General features: G+C 33.2%; 25 protein-coding genes and 1 tRNA gene. 17 read left to right on the top strand and 9 right to left on the bottom strand.

The window, feature by feature from the left end:
* Positions 1 to 102: 102 nt before the first annotated feature.
* The 6 genes from purH to rodA all read left to right on the top strand — a co-directional run bounded on the left by purH (position 103) and on the right by rodA (position 7,674).
* Positions 103 to 1,629: a bifunctional phosphoribosylaminoimidazolecarboxamide formyltransferase/IMP cyclohydrolase gene (gene purH / locus HQN85_RS11330; protein ID WP_173272218.1), complete on the top strand. Its 1,527-nt coding sequence runs from the start codon at positions 103 to 105 to the stop codon at positions 1,627 to 1,629.
* A gap of 366 nt (positions 1,630 to 1,995) precedes the next feature.
* A complete protein-coding gene (locus tag HQN85_RS11325) occupies positions 1,996 to 3,018 on the top strand; it encodes a rod shape-determining protein (RefSeq protein ID WP_173272216.1) in 1,023 nt (340 codons plus the stop codon).
* A gap of 74 nt (positions 3,019 to 3,092) precedes the next feature.
* On the top strand, positions 3,093 to 3,932 hold the full coding sequence (gene mreC, locus HQN85_RS11320) for a rod shape-determining protein MreC (RefSeq protein WP_173272212.1): 840 nt from the start codon (positions 3,093 to 3,095) through the stop codon (positions 3,930 to 3,932).
* Positions 3,922 to 4,437, top strand: a complete 516-nt coding sequence (locus HQN85_RS11315; protein WP_173272210.1) for a rod shape-determining protein MreD — start codon at positions 3,922 to 3,924, stop codon at positions 4,435 to 4,437. Before mreC ends, HQN85_RS11315 begins: the two co-directional genes overlap by 11 nt.
* Positions 4,437 to 6,428, top strand: coding sequence for a penicillin-binding protein 2 (gene mrdA, locus HQN85_RS11310; protein WP_173272208.1), 1,992 nt, complete (start codon positions 4,437 to 4,439; stop codon positions 6,426 to 6,428). The genes HQN85_RS11315 and mrdA overlap by 1 nt, the downstream gene beginning before the upstream one ends.
* Positions 6,412 to 7,674 carry a rod shape-determining protein RodA gene (gene rodA, locus HQN85_RS11305; RefSeq protein WP_173272206.1) on the top strand — a complete coding sequence of 421 codons (1,263 nt, stop codon included), beginning with the start codon at positions 6,412 to 6,414 and terminating at the stop codon, positions 7,672 to 7,674. Before mrdA ends, rodA begins: the two co-directional genes overlap by 17 nt.
* Here the strand turns inward: rodA and HQN85_RS11300 are convergent.
* Complete coding sequence (locus HQN85_RS11300; RefSeq protein WP_173272205.1) at positions 7,667 to 8,761, bottom strand: hypothetical protein; 1,095 nt, start codon at positions 8,759 to 8,761, stop codon at positions 7,667 to 7,669. The two genes, rodA and HQN85_RS11300, sit on opposite strands and share 8 nt — an antisense overlap.
* A 95-nt stretch (positions 8,762 to 8,856) precedes the next feature.
* On the opposite strand from HQN85_RS11300, the gene HQN85_RS11295 reads away from it, so the two are divergent.
* The 6 genes from HQN85_RS11295 to HQN85_RS11270 all read left to right on the top strand — a co-directional run bounded on the left by HQN85_RS11295 (position 8,857) and on the right by HQN85_RS11270 (position 13,005).
* Positions 8,857 to 9,432: a thymidine kinase gene (locus HQN85_RS11295; RefSeq protein ID WP_173272203.1), complete on the top strand. Its 576-nt coding sequence runs from the start codon at positions 8,857 to 8,859 to the stop codon at positions 9,430 to 9,432.
* Between the two features lie 94 nt (positions 9,433 to 9,526).
* A complete protein-coding gene (locus HQN85_RS11290) occupies positions 9,527 to 9,940 on the top strand; it encodes a VOC family protein (protein ID WP_173272202.1) in 414 nt (137 codons plus the stop codon).
* Positions 9,941 to 9,956: 16 nt separating this feature from the next.
* Positions 9,957 to 10,427: an SRPBCC family protein gene (locus HQN85_RS11285; protein WP_173272200.1), complete on the top strand. Its 471-nt coding sequence runs from the start codon at positions 9,957 to 9,959 to the stop codon at positions 10,425 to 10,427.
* 165 nt (positions 10,428 to 10,592) lie between these two features.
* A tRNA-Phe gene (locus HQN85_RS11280) sits at positions 10,593 to 10,665 on the top strand.
* A gap of 200 nt (positions 10,666 to 10,865) precedes the next feature.
* Positions 10,866 to 12,161: a (Fe-S)-binding protein gene (locus tag HQN85_RS11275; RefSeq protein WP_173272199.1), complete on the top strand. Its 1,296-nt coding sequence runs from the start codon at positions 10,866 to 10,868 to the stop codon at positions 12,159 to 12,161.
* Positions 12,162 to 12,216: 55 nt separating this feature from the next.
* The gene (locus HQN85_RS11270) at positions 12,217 to 13,005 is read left to right on the top strand and encodes a (Fe-S)-binding protein (RefSeq protein ID WP_173272197.1); all 789 of its coding nucleotides are present in this window, start codon (positions 12,217 to 12,219) and stop codon (positions 13,003 to 13,005) included.
* 3 nt (positions 13,006 to 13,008) lie between these two features.
* Here the strand turns inward: HQN85_RS11270 and HQN85_RS11265 are convergent, their stop codons facing one another.
* Positions 13,009 to 13,491: a hypothetical protein gene (locus tag HQN85_RS11265; RefSeq protein WP_173272196.1), complete on the bottom strand. Its 483-nt coding sequence runs from the start codon at positions 13,489 to 13,491 to the stop codon at positions 13,009 to 13,011.
* Positions 13,492 to 13,542: 51 nt separating this feature from the next.
* Here HQN85_RS11265 and HQN85_RS11260 point away from each other — a divergent pair, with 51 nt between their 5' ends.
* Both HQN85_RS11260 and HQN85_RS11255 read left to right on the top strand, forming a co-directional pair.
* A complete protein-coding gene (locus tag HQN85_RS11260) occupies positions 13,543 to 14,028 on the top strand; it encodes an ABC transporter ATPase (protein ID WP_173272194.1) in 486 nt (161 codons plus the stop codon).
* Positions 14,029 to 14,142: 114 nt separating this feature from the next.
* Positions 14,143 to 16,572, top strand: coding sequence for an AsmA family protein (locus HQN85_RS11255; RefSeq protein ID WP_173272192.1), 2,430 nt, complete (start codon positions 14,143 to 14,145; stop codon positions 16,570 to 16,572).
* Positions 16,573 to 16,593: 21 nt separating this feature from the next.
* Here HQN85_RS11255 and mtgA read toward each other — a convergent pair whose 3' ends face one another.
* The 5 genes from mtgA to HQN85_RS11230 all read right to left on the bottom strand — a co-directional run bounded on the left by mtgA (position 16,594) and on the right by HQN85_RS11230 (position 19,454).
* Positions 16,594 to 17,319, bottom strand: a complete 726-nt coding sequence (gene mtgA / locus HQN85_RS11250) for a monofunctional biosynthetic peptidoglycan transglycosylase (protein WP_173272191.1) — start codon at positions 17,317 to 17,319, stop codon at positions 16,594 to 16,596.
* 130 nt (positions 17,320 to 17,449) lie between these two features.
* Positions 17,450 to 17,893, bottom strand: a complete 444-nt coding sequence (gene rplI / locus HQN85_RS11245) for a 50S ribosomal protein L9 (RefSeq protein ID WP_173272189.1) — start codon at positions 17,891 to 17,893, stop codon at positions 17,450 to 17,452.
* Positions 17,894 to 17,903: 10 nt separating this feature from the next.
* Complete coding sequence (gene rpsR / locus HQN85_RS11240) at positions 17,904 to 18,167, bottom strand: 30S ribosomal protein S18 (protein WP_055132310.1); 264 nt, start codon at positions 18,165 to 18,167, stop codon at positions 17,904 to 17,906.
* Positions 18,167 to 18,529 (bottom strand): 30S ribosomal protein S6, encoded by a 363-nt coding sequence (gene rpsF, locus HQN85_RS11235; protein ID WP_173272592.1) that lies wholly within the window; start codon positions 18,527 to 18,529, stop codon positions 18,167 to 18,169. Before rpsF ends, rpsR begins: the two co-directional genes overlap by 1 nt.
* 178 nt (positions 18,530 to 18,707) lie before the next feature.
* Positions 18,708 to 19,454 carry a DUF3108 domain-containing protein gene (locus HQN85_RS11230; protein ID WP_173272188.1) on the bottom strand — a complete coding sequence of 249 codons (747 nt, stop codon included), beginning with the start codon at positions 19,452 to 19,454 and terminating at the stop codon, positions 18,708 to 18,710.
* A gap of 388 nt (positions 19,455 to 19,842) precedes the next feature.
* Here HQN85_RS11230 and HQN85_RS11225 point away from each other — a divergent pair, with 388 nt between their 5' ends.
* Positions 19,843 to 21,699 (top strand): DNA polymerase III subunit gamma/tau, encoded by a 1,857-nt coding sequence (locus HQN85_RS11225; RefSeq protein WP_173272186.1) that lies wholly within the window; start codon positions 19,843 to 19,845, stop codon positions 21,697 to 21,699.
* A gap of 14 nt (positions 21,700 to 21,713) precedes the next feature.
* On the opposite strand, the gene HQN85_RS11220 is transcribed toward HQN85_RS11225, so the two are convergent.
* Together HQN85_RS11220 and HQN85_RS11215 are read right to left on the bottom strand one after the other, a co-directional pair.
* Positions 21,714 to 22,136 (bottom strand): hypothetical protein, encoded by a 423-nt coding sequence (locus tag HQN85_RS11220; protein WP_173272185.1) that lies wholly within the window; start codon positions 22,134 to 22,136, stop codon positions 21,714 to 21,716.
* A 123-nt stretch (positions 22,137 to 22,259) separates the two neighbouring features.
* Positions 22,260 to 23,453, bottom strand: a complete 1,194-nt coding sequence (locus tag HQN85_RS11215) for a redoxin family protein (RefSeq protein WP_173272183.1) — start codon at positions 23,451 to 23,453, stop codon at positions 22,260 to 22,262.
* A 121-nt stretch (positions 23,454 to 23,574) separates the two neighbouring features.
* On the opposite strand from HQN85_RS11215, the gene HQN85_RS11210 reads away from it, so the two are divergent.
* Complete coding sequence (locus HQN85_RS11210; protein WP_173272182.1) at positions 23,575 to 25,077, top strand: sensor histidine kinase; 1,503 nt, start codon at positions 23,575 to 23,577, stop codon at positions 25,075 to 25,077.
* Complete coding sequence (locus HQN85_RS11205) at positions 25,074 to 25,763, top strand: response regulator transcription factor (protein WP_173272181.1); 690 nt, start codon at positions 25,074 to 25,076, stop codon at positions 25,761 to 25,763. The genes HQN85_RS11210 and HQN85_RS11205 overlap by 4 nt, the downstream gene beginning before the upstream one ends.
* Positions 25,764 to 25,773: the final 10 nt, after the last annotated feature.

Below are 25,773 nucleotides of genomic sequence, written 5' to 3'. Positions count from 1 at the left end.
TCATACATTTTACATCTTCCATTATAGCTTGATTTTTATTCAAAAAACCCTCTTTAAAAAACGTTCGTTTTCCTTACCTTTGCGGCTTAAAATAATACCTCAATGAGCCAACCAGTTAAGATTAAAAACGCTTTAATTTCAGTTTATTACAAAGATGGTTTAGCACCTCTTGTTCAATATTTAGCCCAACAGGGCGTAACCCTATTTTCGACAGGTGGTACAGAGCAATTTATTAAGGATTTAGGCCTCCCAGTAACTGCTGTTGAAGATTTAACCGGTTATCCTTCTATTTTGGGTGGTCGTGTAAAAACATTACACCCGAAAGTTTTTGGTGGAATTTTGAACCGTAGAAATTTAACTGGCGATCAAAATCAAATTGCTGAATACGAAATTCCAGAAATTGATTTAGTGATTGTAGATCTTTACCCGTTCGAAGAGACTGTAAAAGCTGGCGGAACAGATACAGAAATTATTGAGAAAATAGATATTGGTGGTATTTCATTAATTCGTGCTGCCGCGAAAAACTTTAATGATGTAGTTATTATTGCATCTAAAGATGATTACGGAAATTTATTAGAAGAATTACAAGCTCAAGACTGCGCTACAACTTTAGCTCAACGTAAATCGTATGCTAAAAAAGCTTTTCATACCTCTTCACATTATGATACAGCTATTTTCAATTATTTTAATGCAGAAGAACCACTAAACGTTTTTAAACAAAGTGTCAAACAGGCACAAACATTACGTTATGGCGAAAATCCACATCAGCAAGGAACATTTTATGGTAACCTTGATGAAATGTTTACTAAATTGAATGGTAAAGAATTAAGCTATAATAATTTGGTTGATGTTGATGCAGCGGTTAGTTTGATTGATGAATTTACAGAACCAACTTTCGCCATTTTAAAACACACCAACGCTTGTGGTTTAGCATCAAGACCAACTGTTCTAGAAGCATGGAAAGATGCTTTAGCTTGCGATCCTGTTTCTGCTTTTGGAGGTGTTTTAATTACAAACAAAGAGGTTGATTTAGCAACGGCGCAAGAAATCAACAACTTGTTCTTTGAAGTTTTAATCGCTCCTTCTTATCAAACAGAAGCAGTAGAATTATTTAAAGCAAAGAAAAATAGAGTGATTTTACAGCGTAATGAGGTTGAATTGAGTAAAAAACAATTTAAAACTTTATTAAATGGCGTAATTGAACAAGATAAAGATTTAAGCCTTGAGGGTGCTGATCAAATGACAGTCGTTACAGAAAAAGCTCCAAGTGCAGCATCTATTCAAGATTTAATCTTTGCGAATAAAATTGTAAAACACACCAAATCAAATACCATCGTTTTTGTTAAGGACAATGTACTAATTTCAAGTGGAGTTGGACAAACTTCTAGAGTTGATGCCTTGAAACAAGCAGTTGTAAAAGCAGAAGCATTTGGATTTAGCTTAAAAGACGCTGTAATGGCGTCGGATGCGTTTTTCCCTTTCCCTGATTGTGTTGAATTGGCTGCTGACGCTGGAATTATTGCTGTTTTACAACCTGGCGGATCGATTAAAGATCAGGATTCTATCGACATGTGTAACGCAAAAGGTATTGCCATGGTTACCACGGGGGTTAGACATTTTAAGCACTAAGAAGTAGGTAAGTCAAGAAGACCGAAAGTCGGAAAGATTAAAGAATAAGGAGCAAAGAATAAACTCGTTCTTCGTCATTGCGAGGAACGAAGCAATCTTAAAGCGATTACTTTTTAAAAACTTTACAACCTTTACTATTTGCACATACCTAAATAAAATAAACGTGATTGAACGAATGCCATTCTTCATGGCAGTAGGGAAAGCGGGACTGAAAAAACCGATAAAAGTAGTTTATTGATTTTCAAATAATTTGAAAAAATAAATTAAGATATCACACTGTTTTTTTGAATTAAAATATAATAAAAAGACTATTTTTACATTTGATATAATACACATTAACTAGAATAAAATAATTACAAGATATAAATGGGTTTATTTAATTGGTTTACACAAGAGGTTGCTATAGATTTAGGCACCGCAAACACCCTCATCATACATAACGATAAAGTAGTAGTTGACGAACCTTCGATAGTTGCTTTTGATAGGCAAACAAACAAAATTATTGCAATTGGCCGTCAGGCGATGCAAATGGAAGGTAAAACACACGATAATATTAGAACAGTTAGACCTTTAAAAGATGGCGTAATTGCAGATTTTAATGCTGCAGAAGCGATGATTAAAGGAATGATTCGCATGTTAAATGGCGGTAAAGGATGGATGTTCCCATCATTAAGGATGGTAATTTGTATCCCAAGCGGGATTACTGAGGTTGAAAAACGTGCGGTTAGAGATAGTGCAGAAATTGCTGGCGCGAAAGAAGTTTACTTAATTCATGAACCAATGGCAGCTGCTGTAGGTATCGGAATTGACGTAGAGGAACCAATGGGAAATATGATTATCGATATTGGTGGTGGTACAACTGAGATTGCGGTTATCGCTTTATCGGGTATTGTTTGCGATCAATCAATTCGTGTTGCAGGAGATAATTTTGATAGCGATATTGTAAATTACATTCGTCGCCAACACAACATTATGATTGGTGATCGTACTGCGGAAAAGATAAAAATTGAAGTTGGTGCAGCTTTGCCAGAGTTAGCAGATCCACCTGCAGATTTTGCAGTACAAGGAAGAGATTTAATGACTGGTGTACCAAAACAAATTACTGTTTCTTACACTGAAATTGCGCACTGTTTAGATAAATCAATTTCTAAAATTGAAGAAGCAATTTTAAAAGCGCTAGAGATTACACCTCCAGAGCTTTCAGCTGATATTTACCAAACTGGTATTTATTTAACTGGCGGTGGTGCATTGTTACGTGGTTTAGATAAACGTGTTGCGGCTAAAACAAAATTACCAGTTCACGTTGCCGAAGATCCACTTCGTGCAGTAGTTCGTGGTACTGGTATCGCTTTAAAAAACATTGGTAATTTTAAATTTTTAATGCAATAAATTGAGTTACGGGTTATGAGTTAAAGGTTACAAGCCTAAACTCATAACTCATAACTCGCAATTCATAACCCAGAATGCGTAACCTTTGGATTTTCATAAACAGATATAACGCATTTTTCTATTTCATCATTTTCTTTACTGTTGGCATTGTCCTTACTTTAAAAAACAATGTGTTTCAACGTAGTGTTACTTTAAATTCTACAAATGAAGTGGTAGGTAGCGCTTATGAACGCTTAAATGTTTTAAAACGCTATTTAAATTTAGGACAAGTTAACGATAGTCTTGCTGTAGAAAATGCGAAACTTAAAACAGAACTGATTTCTTTAAAAAATATTGACAGCAATAAAACTATTGTTGTTAAGGACACTGTAAATCAACAACAATACACCTTACTTTCTGCCAAAGTAATTAAAAACTCTATTACCCAACGCAATAATATCATTACCATTAATAGAGGTAGTGATGATGGTATTGTAAAAGATATGGCTGTTATATCACCAAACAATGGGGTGGTTGGCTTTATTTTAAATGTTTCGCCACATTTGGCTACCATAAGATCTTTATTGCACAAAGAAACCCTAATAAGTGTAAATCTTAAAAAGAATAATGCATTTGGTTCATTGGTGTGGGGTGACGGAAATTTCGATTTTAGAAAAGCCTATGTGAAAGAAATACCAAATCATTTTAAAGTTAACGTTGGAGATACAATTGTGACTTCAGGGGCTGGTGGTTTTCCTAAGGGCATACAAGTTGGTAAAGTAAGTAAAACTCAAATAAGCACGGGAGATAGCTTTATGACGTTAGAAATTAATCTTTTTAACGATTTTAGCACTTTACAATATGTTTATATTATAAAAAATCGATTAGCAGAAGAACAAAAGACTTTAGAAACTCAGACTCCTAATGAACAGTAAAACTATTTTCATCAACATATTTAGATGGTTTGTACTTTTATTTGTGCAGGTTTTCTTATTACGCAATCTTAGTTTTTATAACCTCTCCACTCCTTTTATTTACATATTATTTATTTTGGTTCTTCCTTTCGGAATACCAAATTTATTACTCTTCATTATTGCTTTTGGTACAGGCTTAACATTAGATTCTTTTTATGATACTTTAGGTGTACACACAACAGCCTGTGTGGCATTAGCTTTTGTGAGGATTTTATTTATTTCTGTCAGCGTAAACCGCGATGCCTTTGATGAACCAGAACCATCCCTTGGCAATATGGGTTTTAAATGGTTTTCCATCTATGCCATTCTTTGTATTTTTGTACATCACTTTGTGGTATTCTTTTTAGAAGCATTTAAATTAAGTGAATTCTCTTACACTTTAGGCAGATGTGCTTTAAGTGTTATTTTTACACTATTTTTAGTTTTATTGGTCGAGTTTATCTTCCATAATAGAAAATCGAATTAATGGATCAATTGTTTAATAGAAAATATATTATACAAGGTTTATTTGTTTTGATTGCCCTAATTCTTTTAGGCAAGCTTTTTTATATGCAGGTAATTAGCGATAAATATTTTTTAAGCGCTAACAATAATGCACTTCGTAAAATCTATACATATCCAGCTAGGGGGGTAATTTTAGATCGTCATAATAACGTTTTAGCACAAAACCAACCCACATACGATTTATTAGTTACTCCAAATCAGGTTAAACCATTTGATACCTTATCACTTTGTAAGATCATCGGTATTGATATGGTACAGTTCAGGGAAAAGTTCCATAAAGCAATTGTACAATCCAGGTACCAAGAAACAATCTTTCAAAAATTAATACCTGTAGAAACTTACGCTTCTTTACAAGAGAAGATGTTTAATTATAGGGGTTTTAGTGTTAGAAAAAGAACTATTAGATATTATCCAGATAGTATTGCTGCTCAGTTTTTAGGTTTCATGAGAGAGGTTAATCCAACAGATATAGAAAAACATGCAGGTTACTATAAACCAGGAGATTATATCGGAAAAAGCGGCATTGAAAGAGAATATGAAACTGTATTACGCGGTACAAAAGGCGTTACTAATATGCTTTATAATGCGCATAATGTAGCGCAAGGGAGCTATGCAAATGGAAAGCTTGATTCGTTGGCTATTTCTGGAGATCAATTAACCTCAACAATTGATAGCAGAATACAAAAATTAGGGGAAGAATTATTAGCTAATAAAGTTGGAAGTATTGTGGCAATAGAACCCAGCACAGGAGAAATTTTAGCTTTTGTGAGCAGCCCTGGATATGATCCTAATAGATTAGTGGGAAATAAATTCAGTCCTAATTATCAAGAAATTTATGGCAATCCAAATCGACCTTTTGTGGTGAGGCCAATTCAAGGCGGATATAGTCCGGGTTCAGCTTTCAAACCTCTAGATGCTTTAATTGCATTAAGTGAAGGTGTTGTAGATCCCAACACAACATTTAATTGCCCAGGATATTACATTGCCGGAAATAGAAGATTTAAGTGTGAGCACGTTGATGGAAATATTAGTCTACGTCGAGGAATTGCTCGTTCATGCAATACTTATTTTTATAATATTTTCGCAAAACTGATGACAAAAAATGGCAGTTCGTATGCTAAACAACATATCACATACGAAGATTGGCAAAATAAGGTTAGAAAATTTGGCATTGGCGATACATTAGGAATTGATTTCCCTGGGGAAAAAGCATACAAGTTATATAGAGCTGCAGATTACGATAAATTACACCGTGGTAAATATTGGGGTAATACCTCTATTATGTCTGTAGCTATTGGCCAAGGAGAAATTAACACTACACCTCTACAAATGGCAAATATCATGGCAATTATTGCCAATAGAGGCTATTACTTAAAACCGCATGTAGTTAAAGCTATTGGAAATGGAAAAAGCATTGCTCCCAGATATAAAGAAAAACATTCAGTAGGCATTGATCCTCGTTATTTTGAGCCAGTAATAGATGGTATGGAAGATGCTGTAAACCAATCATGGGGTACAGCGACAGAATCGAGATTGCAGAATATCATTATGTGCGGAAAAACAGGAACAGTGCAGAATAGCAGGGGTAAAAATCACTCCGTATTTATTGGCTTTGCCCCTAGAGATAATCCAAAAATTGCCATTGCTGTAATTGTCGAAAATGGTGGTTATGGTGGGGCATATGCAGCACCAATTGCAAGTTATTTAACTGAAAAATATTTAACAGATTCCCTATCAGGAAGAAGAATAAATGGCAGTACAATAGAAATGTATAAAGAAGCTAATTTATTACCTGTATTTACAACCAAACCCTTAATTAAGCCACTTAGTAAACCAGATAGTTTAAAAAAAACTGACAGTCTGAAAAAGACTATACCAGTAAAAACAAAAGTTGCTCAAAATCAACCTAATAAATTAGCTATTAAACCAAAAGACAATGCAACATCAAAGTAATCGGTTTTTCTTTAATGTAGATTGGATAACAATATTAATTTATGTGGCATTGTGTGCTATTGGCTTTTTGAACATCTACTCTGTAAAATTCAATCCTGATAAATCGGAAGCTTTTAGTTTTGCCGCAGAATATGGAAAACAACTAATCTTTATCATTACAGGTTTAGTATTAGGCTTATCCATTCTTTTATTTGATGCCAAATTTTTTAGTGTATTTGCTCCAGTTATATATGGTGTAACCATTGTTCTATTATTAATTGTGTTAGTAATAGGCAGAAATGTTGGTGGTAATCAGGCTTGGATTCCCATAGGTTCATTTAGATTACAGCCTTCAGAGTTTGCCAAATTTGGAACAGCTTTACTTTTGGCCAGATATATAAGCTCCTTTAACCTTAAACTTAATTCCTTAAAACCAATTCTTATATCTGCTGCAATTATTATATTACCAATGACATTAATTATGTTGCAGCCAGACGCAGGTTCTATGTTGGTATTTTTATCTTTTATGTTTCCATTGTACAGAGAAGGCTTACCTGGCAATTTATTAATTATATTCTGGGGAGCTGTTTTACTCTTTATTCTTAATCTTTTCTTATCTCCTTATCTACTCATTTCTGCTATTTTATTAATTGGTGCTTTATTTATTTACACAAATAGAAAAAGACAGCAAAAGATGATTAGTATTGGCATCATTACATTAATTGCAGTTGCATATCTATTTGTTGCTAAATTTATGTTTAACAATGTTTTACAACCGCACCAACGTACACGTATTGAATTAATCCTTGGTTTATCGAAAGATAATAAAGGTGCTGGCTACAATGTTATACAATCCAAAATTGCGATAGGTTCTGGACAAGCTACAGGGAGAGGATTTTTACAAGGCACACAAACAAAATTAAAATATGTACCTGCTCAAAGTACTGATTTTATTTTTTCAACCATTGGTGAAGAATGGGGTTTCGTAGGTTGCTTCGTCGTAATTGGACTTTATATTTTTTTACTTTTAAGAATCGTGAATATTGCGGAACGACAACGTTCGTCTTTCTCTAGGATTTATGGCTATTGTATTGCCTGCATCTTCTTCTTTCACGTATTTATTAATATAGGAATGGCTATTGGTATAATGCCAGTAATTGGCATTCCATTACCTTTTATTAGTTACGGCGGATCATCTTTGTGGAGTTTTACAATTTTGTTATTTATTTTCTTAAAACTCGATTCAAATAGAATGGGTTTTATTTAAAACGTTGATTTAACAATTCGTAAAATTTATCAACCGTTGTTTGCTTTTCTGCCCAATTATTTTTGACAGCATAATTGTTTTTAAAGAAATTATCTGCAGCTTCAAAATTTGGTAGTTTGTTGGCTAAATCAATTGCTTCTGCATAAGCTAAATTATATCCATTAAATAAATCTTTAATATAAAGTAATTTATCGTTTAAGTTAATTGCCTGTTTTAAATCAGTAATACCTGTTGTCGAAGTAGAATTTAAGTTAGCTGCCGATCTGTTTGCCAATAAATCATTTAATGTTGGTTTGAAATTTGGATCTTCTACTAGTTCACTTTTGTCTAAAGTAACTTCTAGGGTTGGAGCTTCTTCTAGTTTTAGATCATTCGGTGTTATGATAAAATCCTCATTTTTTTTGACTAAAAATGGTTCAGGCCCAATTTCATCTTCATCAGTATCTATAATTTCTTCTATAGGATCTTCTCTGAGCTTTTTCTTTTGCGCTAAAATACGTTCTTCTTCCTCACTTAAAGGCCTATTAAAAATTTCATCAACACTCTTCTCCTCAAAATCAAATTTTTCATCTGCGTTTGAATTTTCTTCATGGATGAAACTATCTAGTGAAAATTGCCTATTGTCCATTTCCCCTACATCTTCAGTTGTTTCATACTCAGAGTGGTCATTTAAAATAAACTCAAATTTAGCAGGTTCATCATCTAATTTAAAAACCTCAGCTTCTATCTCTTCAAAATTCGGAGTTTGCTTTTCTTCTATAATTGGTTCCGAATCTTTAATTTGATCTTCAAAAGTTATTTCCTCAACTTGTTGCTCATCCTGAATGTTATCTCCTTCAGCTTCGGTTATATTTTCAGCTATTTCTTGATTTTCACTAGCAGGCGCTAAAGCAATAGGCGCTTGTTGGCCTAGACTTATTTTTTTGATGATTTGAACATGGTCTGCTAGGAAATTTGCATTGGCATGAAAAAGCTCCAATTCTAACTCATTGAGTTGTTGTGGGTTTTGTGCTAAAAATTGATATTGTTCATTCAATTCATTTAATATCAATCCTAATTTCCTAAAAAGATCTTCTTGCTTCATCATAACTGTGTAAACGAAAAAATGGGCGATTTATGTTAATAAATGACAGTCAAAAGTACTATAAAATTCTTTTATATTTGGCTAAAATACCTTTACAAATGTTATTCAGCGAGCAAAATTTTAGAAGAGGAGAATTTTGTGGAAGCATCGAAGTAATTTGCGGCTCCATGTTCTCAGGCAAAACAGAAGAATTAATTAGAAGACTTAAAAGAGCTCAAATTGCAAAGCTGAATGTAGAAATATTTAAACCTAAAACTGATACCCGCTATGATGAAACTGCAGTGGTTTCTCATGATTTAAACTCCATACAATCTACTCCTGTAGATAGTTCATCTGCTATTTTATTATTAGGCGCTAACACACAAGTGGTGGGTATAGACGAAGCACAATTTTTTGACGAAAACTTACCTGAAGTGTGCAACAAACTTGCTCTAAAAGGAATTAGAGTGATTATTGCTGGTTTAGACATGGATTTTTTAGGCAAGCCATTTGGCCCTATGCCTGCCCTGTTAGCTATTGCAGAACATGTTACCAAAGTAAATGCAGTTTGCATGCGTTGCGGTAGTCCAGCAGTTTATTCATATCGTACTGTTGCTAATGATGCAAAGATTTTATTAGGAGAAAAAGACAGTTACGAACCTCGTTGCCGAGCTTGCTACAATGCACTTGGCTAAAACTGTCGTCTTTACACCTTTAAAATGTCTTATCACACCTCTTGTTTTAAGTATTAATTACTGAACTTTAGTTTATTAATTAAAACGAAAAATTATGACAAAAGATATTTGGGTAAATTTACCTGTAGCCAATATTTCAAAATCTGTAGATTTTTTTAAGAAATTAGGATTTAAAGCCAACGAAAGATTTCCTTTTACTGAGACAATGGCTTCCTTTTTTATTGGAGAAAAAAATTTCGTGATGATGTTATTCACTAATTCAGTTATAGAAGGTTTTTGTGGAAATAAAATTTCAGACACTTCAAAAGGTACCGAAGTGTTATTCTCTATTGATGCAGAAAGCCCTCAGGAAGTAGATCAAATGCTACAAAAAGCAGAAGATGCTGGAGGTAAAATTTATGCAAACGGTGGGGAAAAAGATGGTTGGATGTATGGGGGTGGCTTTATTGATCTAGATGGACACAGATGGAATGTGCTACATATGGACTTTAGCAAAATGAGTAAATAATTTTAATCTTTTTAATATGGACTTTAAAATTGAAATTAATGCGCCAAAAGAAAAAGTATGGGATGTACTTTGGGGTGAAAAAACATATCCAATGTGGACTGCTGCTTTTGGTAAAGGATCTAGAGTAGAAACCGATTGGAAAAAAGGAAGCAAAGCTTTATTTCTAGGTAACGAAAATAGTGGTATGGTTTCTAGAATTGCTGAAAATATACCGAACGAATACATGTCAATTGAACATTTGGGGATGATTATGAACGGTATTGAAGATTATGAAAGTGAAGAGGTAAAGAAATGGGCAGGCGCCAAAGAGAATTATACATTAAAAGATGTAGATGGTAAAACAGAATTATACGTCTTTATGGAAATGGATGATTCTGAAGCTAATAAAGCAATGATTGAAATGTTTGCAGGAATGTGGCCTAAAGCCTTAGCAAATGTAAAATCATTAGCAGAACAGGATGAAATCATTCCTCCAGTAGTGGTATAAAAATTTTCAATCTATTTGTTTATTCTGATTTTAGTTTTTTGAACATTGTAAACTATTGATTTAGAGCATAAAAAGTATTTAAAAAAATTTACAAGAAAAGAAAAATGAAAAAATGTTGGTAGCTTTAAAAAAAGACACTACATTTGCAATCCCAAACGGGAAGTAGGTACGGTAGCTCAGTCGGTAGAGCAATGGACTGAAAATCCATGTGTCGCCGGTTCGATCCCGGCCCATACCACTTTAAAACCTCAGAGCAATCTGGGGTTTTTTGTTTTAAGAGGGTTTTTAGTGAAATTTAAAAATCTAATTAGATTGGTATTTAAAGTTTTAGTCTTGTAATTATTCATATCCATTCTAAATTTTTGATTTTATGCATGCATAATAAATTTTTTAATGCTAAATATTTTAACTTAGCTAAACCATTACAGCAAATAAACTATGGCATCACAAATAATATTCTTAATTCTTACACTTGCAGGAGTTGCATTATTTACCTTCAACGCCCGTAAAGTAATTCGCAATATTAAAATAGGTAAACCTCAAAATCGTACAGATCAGCCTGCAAAAAGATTTGCAACCATGCTTAAAGTTGCTTTCGGTCAAACCAAAATGGCAGTTAGACCAGTACCTTTTATATTGCATTTAGTGGTTTATTTAGGTTTCGTAATTATCAATCTTGAGGTTTTAGAGATTATGATTGATGGTATTTTTGGTACTCATCGCATATTTGCTGGCTTAGGCGGTTTTTACAACTTTTTAATTGGTTCATTTGAACTCTTAGCTTTAGGTGTCTGGCTAGCTTGTGCTGTTTTTCTAATCAGAAGAAATGTATTGAAATTAAAACGCTTTAGTGGTGTAGAGATGAAATCATGGCCAAAATCTGATGCTAATTATATCTTAATTACAGAGATTTTATTAATGACTGCATTCTTACTCATGAATGCATCAGATGCTAAATTACAGGCGTTAGGGGAAGGTCATTATATAAATGCTGGGGCATTTCCTGTGAGTGCTTATTTACAAGGCTTATTACCTACCTCGGCAAGTAGTTTAATCTTGGTTGAAAGAATATGTTGGTGGTTTCACATTGTTGGAATTTTTGCTTTTCTTAATTATCTACCCTATTCGAAACATTTTCATATACTTTTTGCATTTCCAAATACGTATTTTTCTAATTTGGAACCAAAAGGCGAATTTACAAATATGGCAAGCGTTACTAATGAAGTAAAAGCAATGCTTGATCCTTCTTTTGTGCCTGCAGAAACTGCTCCTGGTAAATTTGGAGCTAAAGATGTACATGATTTAACTTGGGTAAATTTAATGAATGCCTACACCTGTACAGAATGTGGTCGTTGTACTTCAGTGTGTCCAGCTAACATTACAGGCAAATTATTATCACCTCGAAAAATTATGATGGATACCCGCGATCGTTTAGAAGAAGTAGGTAAAAACATAGATAAACATGGTGCTGATCATCAAGATGGAAAATCTTTATTAGATGATTATATCAGTCGTGAAGAAATTTGGGCGTGTACAAGTTGTAACGCTTGTACAGAAGCTTGTCCTATTAATATTGATCCATTAGCTATAATTGTAGAGCTACGTAGATTTGCTGTAATGGAAGAATCTGTTGCTCCAGCAAGTATTAATGCAATGTTAGGAAACGTAGAAAATAATGGAGCGCCATGGAAATATTCTCCAGCAGATCGTTTAAATTGGGCGCAAGAAGGATAATTAAGATTAAGGAAGTTCAAGTTTTAACGACTTGGCACTAAAACTAAATACTAAAATGGAATTTAAAGTACCAACAATGGCCGAATTAATGGCTATGGGCGAAGAGCCTGAAATATTATTCTGGGTAGGATGTGCTGGAAGTTACGATGAAAGAGCACAAAAAATCACACGTGATATTTGCAAGATTTTACATCATGTAGGCATTAAATATGCCGTGTTGGGAACAGAAGAAAGCTGCACTGGAGATCCGGCTAAAAGGGCAGGAAATGAATTCTTATTCCAAATGCAAGCCATGACTAATATCGAGGTATTGAATGGCTATAACATCAAAAAAATTGTAACAGGCTGCCCTCATTGCTTTAATTCCATTAAAAATGAATACCCTGGTTTAGGTGGTACATACGAAGTAATACACCATACTCAATTAATACAAGACTTGATTAATGAAGGTAAGCTCAAAGCAGAAGGTGGCGAAAGTTTCAAAGGCCGTAAAATTACCTATCACGATCCGTGTTATTTAGGTAGGGGAAATGGAATTTATGAAGCTCCACGTAAAGCATTAGAAGTTTTAGATGCGCAATTGGTGGAGATGAAACGTTGCAAAAGCAATGGACTTTGTTGTGGTGCTGGCGGCGCTCAAATGTTTAAAGAACCGGAAAGAGGAAATAAAGATATCAACATAGAGAGAATTGAAGAAGCTTTAGAAACTCAACCACAAATTATAGCGGCCGGTTGCCCTTTCTGCATGACGATGTTAAGTGATGGTGTTAAGTTGAAGGATAAAGACCAAGAAGTTAAAGTTTTAGATATTGCAGAAATTACAGCAAAAGCAAATGGATTATAGGTTTTACTTATTACTTGCTACTAAAGTCTGATTTAACTTTTTAAAGTTTTCTGCCAACGCATTTAATTCTTCTACATCAATATTTTTTAACGGAATAACAACATAAGTACCCATAGAATCGATTTCTCCTCGACTATCGTTACGTGTTTGAATAATTACATCGTCATTTTTGGTGCGCAAATATAAATCACCTTTAGTGGAAGTCCCGTAATAATCCATTGTTTTAAAACGTGAGAGATTAAAAGCAAAATATTCTTCCTTTCCATTCACAAAAACCTTCCTATAGCGACAAAAACCAGTGTTAGTAACATTTATTTCATACCGCTTTACTTCCTGATTTTGTCCATCCTTATCGTAATATTTTGTGAGCACATTTTGGATAAAAACTGTGTTGTTTTCAGGCAAGTCAAATCCCGAAAAAACACAAAAAGCTAGGCAAACAGTAAAAGAAAACACAATTTTTAAGTTCAATGTAAACTTTTTCATCAGAAGGACGTTTTTAGAAGAGTAAATTAAATAAAATGATAAATTTGGAACATGATTTTTTCTCCACATTCTAAAGTTTGGATTTACCAAAGTAATCGTGAGTTTACAGCAGCGGAAGCTGAAGAAATACAGCAAAAATTGGATGTTTTTACAGCCCAATGGAAAGCGCATGGTCATCAGCTCAAAGCAAAAGCAGAAATCCCTTACAACTTTTTCATTGTTTTAATTGTAGATCAAGATTCAGCCTCAGCAACTGGCTGTTCTATAGATTCATCTGTTCGCGTCATTAAAGAGATTGAAAATACATATGGTGTTGATTTATTTGATCGATTTAATATGGCTTATAAATTAAATGATCAGATCTACTTAAATACCAAAGAAGATTTTGAGACTTTAATTACCATCAAAAAAATTGGACCACAGACTATCGTATTTAACAACATGGTGCAAACTTTAGCAGAGTATGAAGAGAAATGGGAAGTTCCATTAGAAAACAGTTGGCATAAGTCGATATTTGCAGAACAGCTAGAAAGTTAATCAAATCGTTATTTCATAGGAAAAATCAGTAGGTGTCAATACTACACGTCCTAATGAGCAACACAAACTTTAAAAGGTTTAATTTGTTATCTTTAATAACATCAAACCCCATCTATGTCTCGCTGGCTCAAAATTTCTCTTAAAATACTTGCTTCTATATTTATCTTAATCATATTTGTATGGCTAGGGGCGGCTTATTACATCAATCATAATAACAAAGCTATTTTGGGCACAATCCTAAATCAACTAAATGCCAATGTAAATGGTAAAATTGATGTTGAGAGTATGGAAACTACATTATTAAAGGGATTTCCAGGCGTATCTGTTTCTCTTAAAAAAGTCCAACTCAGAGATAGTTTATGGATAAAGCATAAACACGAACTATTGAATGCGAAAGACATTGATGTCTCTCTAAATATTTTTTCACTTCTTACGGGAAGCATCAAAATCAACAAAATAGGGATTAATAACGCTGCTGTTTATTTGTATACTGATAGTACTGGATATAGTAATACGAGCATGTTTAAATCTAAAAAAGATGTAAAGCCTACCGAACAAAAATCTTCAAATGCTTTTGAGATCAAACGAGTTGATTTTAATAACGTTAATTTAATTGTAGATAATCAAAAGCGATTTAAGCTTTTTCATTTTATAATAGACGACCTTGAAGGAAAAATAAATTATCCAGACTCTGGATGGAACGGAAATTTGAAACTAAATACAACAATTAAAAGTTTTGCTTTTAACACGAAAAAAGGAAGTTTCTTGAAAGACAAAACATTAAAAGGTACTTTAATTGCACATTACAACAACAAAAGTAAGGTTGTTACTATTGACCAAGAAAAACTAAACATTGGCGAAGATGAATTTTTTATTGGTGCTAAAATAGACCTCGCAAAAAACGATTCTGCATTTTCTATTGATATTAGAGTAGATAAAATTTTATACAAAGACATCGCCTTATTATTGTCACCTAATATTTCATCTAAACTTTTGAAATTTGCAATTGATGAACCCATTGCGGTCACTGGCCACATTATAGATGATGGTAGTAAAAGTGGGAAAGATCCTTTAATTAATGTTCGAATGATTGTTAAAGACAACACAGTAACCATTCCTTCAGGGCAACTTACTAAATGCAATTTCACAGGAACATTTACCAATAAGGACACAGTCAATAAAGCCATAGGGGATGAAAACTCTGCCATTAAATTTTATAATTTAACTGGCGATTATTACAATGCACCACTAAAAGTTGATACTTTTTTAATAAGCAATTTAGCTAAACCCATTGCAACGGGTTTTGTAACCTCTCAATTTCCTTTAGAGAAATTAAATAGCTCTCTTGGTGGAGAAACTTTTAGTTTTAAAAAAGGAACTGCAGATGTTAGATTGTACTGTAAAGCAGATATTGATAACTTTAGATTTACCAAGCCTGTATTAACTGGAAATGTTGCTATTAAAGATGCAGACATTACCTATTTACCTCGCAATATGAAATTGGTAAATAGTTTTTTAGTTCTCAATTTTAATCAAAAAGACTTAAATATTACTGGAAGTAGATTTCAATTAGGAAAAAGTGTCCTGAATATGAATTGCTCAATTGAAAATTTCCTTAATTTCTATTATACTGCTCCTGAAAAGATACTAGTAAATTTAAAATTAAATAGCCCGCAATTATATTTAAGTGAATTTATGCCATTTTTAGGCACAAGAAAATCAGTAAAAAGAAAGTCAACGACTAAAAATTCCATAAAAGAAGTTTCAGACCAGTTAAGTGCAGTTTTGGAGGCAGCTAAAGTTCAAATCCAACTTAATGTAAATAAAGCGATTTATAATCGCTTTGTAGCTAATAACTTAAATTCAAATGTTTCTATGGTAGGCGATGGAATTTATTTCAATAAAATTAATGTTAGTCATGCAGGTGGAAATTTGAATTTAACTGGAAATATAAAACAGTCTGGCACTATCAATAAATTCACCATTAATTCGATCATTAGCAAAGTGAATGTGAAGGATTTCTTCTATGCATTTGAGAATTTCGGACAAACTTCCATTACTAATCAAAATATCAAAGGTTATTTATCTGCAAAAGTAAATGCAGTTGGAAGTATTACTGATAAAGGAAATATCGTTTCAAGATCTATGTATGGACAAGTTATTTTTAATTTAAATAACGCAGCACTAATTGGTTTTCAACCTTTAGAAAAGGTGCAGAAATTAGCATTTGCAAATAGAGATTTTTCTAATATAGCCATTGATAATTTAGATGGCATATTAACGCTAAACGGGGATAAAATTATAATTAGCCCTATGCAGTTTAATACCAGTGTATTAAACTTTAACATGAAAGGAATATATGCTTTAGGCTTAGGAACTGATATTGCAATGGATATTCCTCTAAGAAATCCTAAAAAGGATGAAAATATAACAGATAAGGCTGCTAAAGAACAAGCTCGGATGAAAGGCATTGTTTTACATCTAAAAGCAGTTGATGATGGTAAAGGCGGAATAAAAGTACGATGGAATAAGGATCACGATTAGTCATATCTTTTCCATCTAACATCAAAAGTCTAGTGGGCCTAACCTTTTCATATTTCTCATAATCAAATACTGACGATGTCTAATATAGCCTGTTGGTCTTTTAGGTGTCCATCGTAGTGGATTAGGAAAGCATGCTGCAATTAAGGATGCTTCACTTCGAGATAAATTACTACAGGATTTACCATAATATGCTTGTGAGGCAGCTTCTGCTCCATAAATACCGTCTCCCATTTCTATTACATTTAGATACACTTCTAAAATTCGCTCTTTACTCCACAATAATTCAATCAATAACGTAAAATAAGCTTCAAAACCTTTTCTAATGTATGATCTACCTGGCCAAAGAAACACATTTTTAGCAGTTTGCTGTGAGATAGTACTTCCGCCTTTTACCTTCTTGCCTTTAGCGTTACTTGCATATGCTTTTTCGATAGCTTTAATATCAAAACCCATATGTTGCAAAAAGAGTTGATCTTCGGCAGATACTGCAGCTCGTTTCATATTATCAGAAATATCTTCGAACTTAACCCATTTTTGAGCCATTTTTCTTGGTTTATTATCCGCTTTGCGTTCCCAGTTACGCTGTATCATTAATAAAGTAGTTGGTGGATTGATAAAGCGATAAGCTAAGACCCAAATTACACTTACAAGAAAAAACCATAACAACACTTTACCAGCAATTATGCTAATGCGTTTTAGCAAAGATTGTTTTTTTGAATTGGTGGATTTTGCTTTTCTTTTTGCCATTGGGATAAAGGTAATAAAAAGGATAAAGAGTTAGTATTGGGAATTAAGGAACATAAAAAAACCGTTCTTGAGTTTCAAGAACGGTTAAATTATTTTTGTTATCCTTCGACATCCTTAGGATGACAAATGCTTACTCAGCTACAACTTCGAAAGAAACTTTAACTTTCACTTCTTTGTGCAAGTTTAAGTTAGCAACATATTCGCCAACCATTTTAGGTTCAGTTTCGAAAGTAATACGACGACGATCTACATCAAAACCTTTAGCTTTTAATGCATCAGCAATCATAATAGTGTTTACAGCACCAAAAATCTTACCTGTTTCGCCAGCTTTAGCACCAATGCTTAATTTAACATCAGTTAAACGTTCAGCAATGCCCTCAGCATCTTTTTTAATTTTATCTTGTTTAAAAGCAGCTTGCTTTAAGTTTTCTGCCAATACTTTTTTAGCAGATGGTGTAGCCAATTGTCCAAAACCTTGTGGAATTAGATAATTACGACCGTACCCTGGTTTTACTGTAACGATATCATCTTTCTCACCTAGTGATTTGATATCTTGCTTTAAAATAATTTCCATCTCTCTGCGCTTATTTTAATTGGTCAGTAACGAAAGGTAACAAACCGATGTGACGTGCACGTTTAACCGCTTGAGCCACTTTACGTTGAAATTTCAATGAAGTACCAGTTAAACGGCGAGGTAAAATTTTACCTTGATCATTGATGAATTTTAACAAGAAGTTTGCGTCTTTGTAATCAATATATTTGATGCCATTTTTTCTAAAACGGCAATATTTTTTTCTGTTATCGTCCACTTTTGGAGCGGTAACATATTGTATTTGATCCTTTGCCATTATGCTCCAGCCTCCTCTTTCTTAGGTTTTTTGTTAAAAGCTCCACTGCGTTTTTTCTCGCTATAAGCAATCGCATGGCGATCTAATCTTACAGTTAAGAAACGTAAAACACGCTCGTCGCGTTTCAATTCTAACTCTAACTTGTTAATTAATTCCCCTTCAGCTTTGTATTCTGTAAGGTGGAAAAATCCGCTTGCTTTTTTTTCAATCGGATACGCTAATTTTCTCAAACCCCAATTATCTTCTGCGATAATTTCGGCTCCGCTATCAGTAATAATGCCTTTGAATTTAGCTAATGCCTCTTTCGCAACATCTTCTGACAACAACGGGGTAAGAACGATAACAGTTTCGTACTGATTCATCATTGTTTTTTAAAGTGATTTATAATTTATTTTCCTATAAGACGGGTTGTTCCAAAGGAATGCCCATTTTTTAGGAGGCACAAATGTAGTGAGATTATTCTTAAAATCAAAATGTTATAAAGAAAACATGTAGTCCTTAAGCTGTAAAGTTAGAAATCTGATAATGAATGCTTTTGAATTAATATTGTAACACCTTAACTCTATACTTACCCTTAAAATATTCTTGCATTTTAACCACTTCTTTATTCTTTTCAGTTAACCAAAATGTAGCATAACTATCTGGTGTGTATTTAATTTTAAGCAACCAACATTTCACCTTCATCTCACTATTTATGGCCAAATCCTCTTTGCCCACCACCTCATAGGTGTGGTAACTTGGCTTGACCTCATTTGGATCGAAAAATGAGATGTCGAATTTCTGACCTACTTTTTTAATTGGCAATAAAGCATAGGTTTCTAAATCTTGCTCCCAGCTTATAATTGGAATGGTTAATGCTACCTTCGTTTTCTTAGTTGCCATGTTATTTTTAATAGTGTCTGTTGGGATCATGAAACCATCACGAAAATCATGAGCAAAAACGCCACGCCCTTTATAATTTGCATAATGATAAATTGGCGCTAATGTTTTACGATCGCAGATGTTAATGATAGTAGCGAATGTGCTATCAGCATGCAGCCATTCCCATTTAAACTCTACCACTGGTTGTTGATGAAATGTAGTGAATTTAGTTGTTCTTTTCCAAATATCTCCAATACTTCTCTTCGCCATTAAAGAGTCAGTCATATAAACCAAATAAGTATGGGTTCCTTCTTTTAAATTTTGAAGTAATAACTTGTTATTTATAGCATTTACGGTGTCAACCTGAGCATTTACGCTTATACTTAATACTAAAAGTAGCAACGCAGATAGTAATTTTCTTTTCATATTTGGGTTTTTACTTTTAAGACTTAAAAGTTATGCCCATAGTTACAAAGTTGACCGAAAATGCTAATTAATTCTTTAGACAAGTACTTGCTACCTAATTAGACCGTCTTATTTAGCTAATTTATAGAGGTAAACAGCAAATCCGCCCATTAATTTCAAAAACGCAATTAGTCTTTCCATAGTAGGTATTATTTGAATACAAAAATCGGCATCTATCCTTAATAATTTATCCGTAGTACTACGTATTTTTAAAAAATACCTAAAACTAGGTAGGCCTGATATTGCTTTTACTAAACGGATTTTCCAACTCCGTCTTTTCAATTCAACTTTTCAACATTCAAGCATTTCATCATTCGAACATCCAACAAAAATTCCTATTTTCGTTGCGATGGAAAATTTTATTGTTTCGGCACGTAAATATCGTCCAGCTACGTTCGAAACTGTAGTTGGCCAACAGCATATTACGGGCACTTTACAAAATGCCATTAAAAATAATCAGTTAGCTCAGGCATTTTTGTTTTGCGGTCCACGTGGCGTTGGGAAAACTACTTGTGCCCGTATTTTAGCAAAAACAATTAACTGTACCAATCTGACACCTGAACAAGAAGCATGTGGAACTTGCGAAAGTTGCATTTCTTTTCAGACTGGACATTCTTTTAATTTCCATGAATTAGATGCCGCTTCTAACAACTCTGTTGATGACATTAGGAGTTTGATTGAACAAGTACGCATACCACCACAAGCAGGGAAATACAAAATTTATATTATTGATGAGGTTCATATGCTTTCTGCAAATGCGTTTAATGCATTCCTTAAAACATTAGAAGAACCTCCATCTTACGCTATTTTTATTTTAGCAACTACAGAGAAACATAAAATTTTACCGACGATTTTATCTCGTTGCCAGATTTTTGATTTCAATCGTATCCAAGTAGAAGACATTGCTAATCATTTAAACAAAATTGCTACAAGAGAAAATATCTCGGTAGATAGCGATGGTTTACATATCATTGCTCAAAAGGCAGACGGTGGTTTACGTGATGCGCTTTCTATGTTTGATCAGATTGTAAGTTATACCAACAAAAATTTAACCTACAAGGCAGTAATTGATAACCTGAATATTTTAGATTACGATTACTATTTTAAACTAGTTGATTTTTTAAGCAGTGGAGATGTAAGTCAGACTTTATTATTATTTAATGAAGTTTTAAATAATGGTTTTGACGGCAATAACTTCATCAATGGTTTGGCTAGTCACTTTAGAAATTTATTGGTAGGGAAAGATAGTCAAACGTTGCAATTGTTAGAGGTAAGTGAAAACATCAAGCAAAAATATTTAGCCCAAAGTAAATTAACTGACCTTAGTTTTATCTTAACAGCTTTAAATTTGGCTAACCAATGCGATTTAATTTACAAGAACAGTAAAAATCAGCGTTTGCAAGTCGAGTTAACGTTAATTAAAATGTGTCACATTCCATCAGTGATACAATTAGCGCAACAACCAAGAGCAACTGACCTAGATCAGGATAAAAAAAAAACTCCTAACAAATTAGAAAGTCAGGAAGTTGAGAAGTCGGGAAGTCGGGAAGTTGACAGTGAGAAGCTAAAAGTTGAAAGCGCTACGATTAATGATCTAAAAGATTTTCTTGAGCAGGAAGATTTGCAAGATTTACCAGATCATTTAGATGTTGCTTTACCAACAGAAATTCCTATACAAATCCCTAAAACACCCTCGGTTAATAAACCCTTAAGTGGATCTATTAAAATTCAACCTTTACATACTACCAAAATTACTTCACTAATTCCGTCATTAACAGATTTGGAACGTGTTGCAAATGGCGAGGAAGATAAAGGTCCGCAATATGCAACTGGGAATGAAAAGCAAGAATTTACTGAAGAGCAATTTTTAGAATTTTGGAAAATCTATACACAAAAAGCCAAAGATGCTGACAAAATTCATCTCTATACTTTAATGAATAATGATCCGATTTTAAATGGCACGGAAATTACAGTATTGGTAGAAAATTTAGCTTTGGAAAGTACACTTCAAGATGAAAAAATTGAATTGTTAAACTTTCTTCGCACTGCGTTAAAAAATTTCGATTTACAAATTGTTTCGAGAAGAGCAGAGAACACCCAAAAGAAACGTATTTACACCAATAAAGATAAATATAGCTACCTCATTGAGAAAAATCCACAGCTGGAAGAAATGCGAAAACGCTTCAATTTGGATATTAATCCTTAATTGTTAGTCACCCACTAATTCGCATTCGGCGCATCATTTTTAGGATAGCCTTCTTCATCTAAATCATCTCTTTCATCTTCTGGAGTTCTAGATAAAATTTCATCTTCCGGACTTAACAAGACACTATCTCCATTATTATCAACGTGCATACCAAGCTCATCTAATTTATCATTTACTTTCTCCACATCAGTTGCATACTCATCACCTACATAAGGATTAGCTTCGTCGAAAGTAGAATTATCATCTACAGATCCTGTAGCTACAGTTTCATAAGGCATAGGGTGATCATAATCTTTATCCTCTCCTTTTACATCTAGCTCGTAACTTTGTTTTTCCTCATCAAAAGATAAATCGTTAAAATCTTTTGTTTCTCCAAGATCACTTGGATGCAATTTATCTGTGGCTTTTTGCGGATTGTTATTTGAATTTGTGCTCATAATTTTTCGATTAATTCTATAAATATAACGAAATGCACAAAGTAATTGTTTTGATTAAAGCTCAAAACAATTACTAATTAGTTGTTAAAATAATGTATTTAGTTTGGGCTAATATTGCTCAAATTAATATAATACCATCATTCTCATTTTACGCTCTAATTTTTCAATTTTTAACCCCAGCGCTTCGATAGATTTAATTACATTCTCTTGAGTTCGCATTTCTATAGCAGTTTTAATATCAAACTTTCCTTTTAAATTGGTTTCATCCACAACTGGCAAAGAAAGTTCATTGCTCAAATAATCGTTAGCAAAGTCAACAATGGTAACTGCCTCACCCTCATATCCTCGACCGCTAAAACCATAACTCGTTTCTTTAGTAGAAGTTGGCAGCTTAAAACCATTATCGGTTATCACATACACAGGGATAGTTTTGTATTCAATTCTAGCTTTAACAGGTAAAACGGCATTTAATTTTTGTTGGAGAATAACATTCAGACTGTCCTTTTCTTCTGGTCTAACCAAAATATCTACACAATACAAAGTGTTCTTATCACTATAATTATCAATTTTTTTCTTATCCACTTCATAAATAATTTGATTATTTGATACGATATTGTAGGCATCTTTATACAAAGAAATTATTCCTGTATTGATAAAGCTTCGTCTTCTTTTTGCAAAAACACTCTTCCCTGCATATCTTTTTCCCATTGATTGTTGACCAATCATATAACTTCGTACCGTAAAATTTGACGCTAGTGTAGAGTCCACAGCAAAAATATCTGATGAGGTATTTATAGGTTTTTCTTTAATATCAGCATTAGACACGATCCTCTTTCCTGAATATAAACTATCTAATAATCCTTGTGTAATCGAGTGTGTTTTCATTACCGCTACAATTTTCTTATCAGCGTTTACAATAGCACATTGACTTACTGAAGCTAAATTGAATAAAGTATAAAACAAATAACTGGTATCAGTTGACAGCCAAATGCTGGTAGGTTTATTTTTAAGATATTTCTGAAGTTTTAATGGATCATCGTCAGAAATTGCGATTACCTGTAGCTTATTAGCATTGGCTTTTTGCAGTTTAGTTAATTCATCCATTTCTGGTATGCAAGGACTACACCAGGTTCCCCAGAAATTTAGAATGTAAAACTTTTTATCCTTGCTTTCACTTAGGTTAATATTTTTAACAGGCGCATTAATTAGTTGATTAATCGAAATATTTGGAAACTGATCTCCAGATTTTAACACCATACCTTGACCAAAAGCAAAAATTGGAAACAGGAAACATATATAACTAACTATTTTTTTCATATTTATTTTCTTTGATACAAATGTGATTATTGTCCCAATAAAAGAGGGTTAACAACATGTTATCGAATGTTATATTATGTTAACAGCAGCGTAATAAACAGCTTTATGATTAGATTTGATCATGCGGCAAAAACATCAATTACTTCCTGCACTTTGCTTTACAGCCATGCTTATCCTTTTAGGGCTGCAAGTTTACTGGATTAGCAAATACTATAATATCACCAAGCAAAATTTTGAAAAAGAGGTAAACCTAGTTTTTGAAGATGCCTTTAAAAAAGAATTTAGCCTTAGAGCTGATAGCATTCAAAACATTTTAAAGAGAAAACTATTAGACACCGCTTTATTTACCATTACAAGTAGGCTCGACAAAAAAGATAAAAGGGTTATTTATACAGTTGGCGAAACAAAAAATCCAAAAGATAAATTTTCGAGTTCCTTTTCTCTTCATGACGTAAATACTATGATCAAAGAGGAGAATAAAAAACAAATGACCACTCTTATTGCTCAGAGATTTTCGGAATTACTTAGGAATGAAGACCTCAATAATCATATAATATATTACAGAACGCAAGAGTTGGGCAAGTATATGCTAGACCTTACTAACAAAATGGAATTTGATACCGCTAATTTGCGCCCAATTCTAAATAAATATCTAGCTAATAAATCAATTTTTGTAAAGTATAACTTTTACGCCAAAAGAAAGGACAGCACAACCAATAGTAGCACTTTTAAACAATCACTGTTAAAAAAGTATCCTATCATTACACATTCACTCCCTACCTATAATCATAATCCTGGGCAAAATTATATCCGTGTTTTATTCAAAGATCCATTTCCCTACATCTTATCTAATATGTGGTTGATTCTTTTCAGCTCTATATTTTTAGTATTGTTAATTGCTTTCTGTCTTTATTATTTACTGAAAAGTTTGAGAAAAGAGAAAAAACTATCTGCCATAAAAAACGACTTCATTAGTAACATTACACATGAATTTAAAACACCTCTCGCAACAAGTATGCTCGCCATTGAAGCGTTAAATCAACAGGCTGTAAGAGATGACGAGGAGAAGGCAACACGCTATTTGAAACATGCTAAGAATGAATTAAATCGCATTAGTGAATTAACTGATAAAATATTAAAAATATCACTTTACGACACAGGGATTGATGAAATTAAAAAAGAGAAAATCCAAATTGAAATCATTATAAATGAAATTATTGATATATACAGCCTTACTGCCAAGAAAGTAAAAATTACACTAAACAATAACACAGGCATAGTTGAAATACTTGCAGATAAATCACAATTTCAACACGCGATAGCTAATGTGATAGACAATGCAATTAAATACGGACGAGACGAGATAGAAATTGACATCACATTGTTACTAGAGTCAGACTATTTCGTTACAGTGATTAAAGATAACGGTCCCGGAATAGATAAATCGGACATGCCGTTCGTTTTTGAGAAATTCTATAGAGCTAAACAACACCACGTGCAGTCTGTTAAAGGCTATGGATTGGGCCTAAACTATGTTAAACAAATTATGGAACAGCATAAGGGTTGGTACAGCCTTCAGAGCAATCAACACGGAACAGAATTAAAATTGGGATGGCCTTTATGAGTAATTTAAAAATTCTTTTTGTAGAAGATGAACCTGCTCTTGCTGAAATTATTAAAGAAAGTTTAGAAAGCAAAGGCTTTGATGTATTGCATGTAGCTACAGTTGCCGAAGGTTTACAGGCACATTCTTCAACTAAGTTCGATTTATTAATTTTAGATGTAATGTTACCAGATGGGGATGGATTTTCATTATTGAAAAAAATTAGAAGTAAAGATCTAACAACGCCTGCCCTATTTTTAACCTCAAAATCATTGCCTACAGATGTGGTAAATGGATTTGAAAGTGGGGCTAATGATTACCTTAAAAAACCCTTCAGTATGGAGGAGTTGATAATTAGAATAAGGTCACTTTTGGGAATTGTAAACACTCGTCCCATTGAGTTAAAGAAAACAGGTCCATTTGCAATTGGAGAATATGTATTCCACTATCCAGAAGGAGTTTTAGTTTACAAAGGTTCAAAGAAGCAACTAACCTTCCGTGAAGCAGAAATATTAAATGTGCTACAAACCCGCCATGAACAAATGGTTTTAAGACAAGAATTGCTCTTAACACATTGGGGAAATGATGATTATTTCTCTGGTAGAAGTTTGGATGTATTTATAACCAAACTAAGAAAATACCTAAAGCAAGATTCTTCAATAGCTATTTTAAACTTTAGAGGACAGGGTTATAAATTGATTTTTTAAACTATGAAAA

The sequence above is a fragment of the Pedobacter boryungensis genome (assembly GCF_013204825.1).
In the GTDB taxonomy this organism is placed as follows: Bacteria; Bacteroidota; Bacteroidia; order Sphingobacteriales; family Sphingobacteriaceae; genus Pedobacter; species Pedobacter boryungensis.
Note: the sequence above shows the minus strand (reverse complement) of the source record. Positions and strands in the feature narration are given on the sequence as shown.

Excerpts from the sequence above, each read along its gene's own strand:
- purH (WP_173272218.1), top strand. The coding sequence starts at position 103 with ATGAGCCAACCAGTTAAGATTAAAAACGCTTTAATTTCAGTTTATTAC.
- HQN85_RS11325 (WP_173272216.1), top strand. The coding sequence starts at position 1,996 with ATGGGTTTATTTAATTGGTTTACACAAGAGGTTGCTATAGATTTAGGC.
- mreC (WP_173272212.1), top strand. The coding sequence starts at position 3,093 with ATGCGTAACCTTTGGATTTTCATAAACAGATATAACGCATTTTTCTAT.
- HQN85_RS11315 (WP_173272210.1), top strand. The coding sequence starts at position 3,922 with ATGAACAGTAAAACTATTTTCATCAACATATTTAGATGGTTTGTACTT.
- mrdA (WP_173272208.1), top strand. The coding sequence starts at position 4,437 with ATGGATCAATTGTTTAATAGAAAATATATTATACAAGGTTTATTTGTT.
- rodA (WP_173272206.1), top strand. The coding sequence starts at position 6,412 with ATGCAACATCAAAGTAATCGGTTTTTCTTTAATGTAGATTGGATAACA.
- HQN85_RS11300 (WP_173272205.1), bottom strand. The coding sequence starts at position 8,761 with ATGATGAAGCAAGAAGATCTTTTTAGGAAATTAGGATTGATATTAAAT.
- HQN85_RS11295 (WP_173272203.1), top strand. The coding sequence starts at position 8,857 with ATGTTATTCAGCGAGCAAAATTTTAGAAGAGGAGAATTTTGTGGAAGC.
- HQN85_RS11290 (WP_173272202.1), top strand. The coding sequence starts at position 9,527 with ATGACAAAAGATATTTGGGTAAATTTACCTGTAGCCAATATTTCAAAA.
- HQN85_RS11285 (WP_173272200.1), top strand. The coding sequence starts at position 9,957 with ATGGACTTTAAAATTGAAATTAATGCGCCAAAAGAAAAAGTATGGGAT.
- HQN85_RS11275 (WP_173272199.1), top strand. The coding sequence starts at position 10,866 with ATGGCATCACAAATAATATTCTTAATTCTTACACTTGCAGGAGTTGCA.
- HQN85_RS11270 (WP_173272197.1), top strand. The coding sequence starts at position 12,217 with ATGGAATTTAAAGTACCAACAATGGCCGAATTAATGGCTATGGGCGAA.
- HQN85_RS11265 (WP_173272196.1), bottom strand. The coding sequence starts at position 13,491 with ATGAAAAAGTTTACATTGAACTTAAAAATTGTGTTTTCTTTTACTGTT.
- HQN85_RS11260 (WP_173272194.1), top strand. The coding sequence starts at position 13,543 with ATGATTTTTTCTCCACATTCTAAAGTTTGGATTTACCAAAGTAATCGT.
- HQN85_RS11255 (WP_173272192.1), top strand. The coding sequence starts at position 14,143 with ATGTCTCGCTGGCTCAAAATTTCTCTTAAAATACTTGCTTCTATATTT.
- mtgA (WP_173272191.1), bottom strand. The coding sequence starts at position 17,319 with ATGGCAAAAAGAAAAGCAAAATCCACCAATTCAAAAAAACAATCTTTG.
- rplI (WP_173272189.1), bottom strand. The coding sequence starts at position 17,893 with ATGGAAATTATTTTAAAGCAAGATATCAAATCACTAGGTGAGAAAGAT.
- rpsR (WP_055132310.1), bottom strand. The coding sequence starts at position 18,167 with ATGGCAAAGGATCAAATACAATATGTTACCGCTCCAAAAGTGGACGAT.
- rpsF (WP_173272592.1), bottom strand. The coding sequence starts at position 18,529 with ATGAATCAGTACGAAACTGTTATCGTTCTTACCCCGTTGTTGTCAGAA.
- HQN85_RS11230 (WP_173272188.1), bottom strand. The coding sequence starts at position 19,454 with ATGAAAAGAAAATTACTATCTGCGTTGCTACTTTTAGTATTAAGTATA.
- HQN85_RS11225 (WP_173272186.1), top strand. The coding sequence starts at position 19,843 with ATGGAAAATTTTATTGTTTCGGCACGTAAATATCGTCCAGCTACGTTC.
- HQN85_RS11220 (WP_173272185.1), bottom strand. The coding sequence starts at position 22,136 with ATGAGCACAAATTCAAATAACAATCCGCAAAAAGCCACAGATAAATTG.
- HQN85_RS11215 (WP_173272183.1), bottom strand. The coding sequence starts at position 23,453 with ATGAAAAAAATAGTTAGTTATATATGTTTCCTGTTTCCAATTTTTGCT.
- HQN85_RS11210 (WP_173272182.1), top strand. The coding sequence starts at position 23,575 with ATGCGGCAAAAACATCAATTACTTCCTGCACTTTGCTTTACAGCCATG.
- HQN85_RS11205 (WP_173272181.1), top strand. The coding sequence starts at position 25,074 with ATGAGTAATTTAAAAATTCTTTTTGTAGAAGATGAACCTGCTCTTGCT.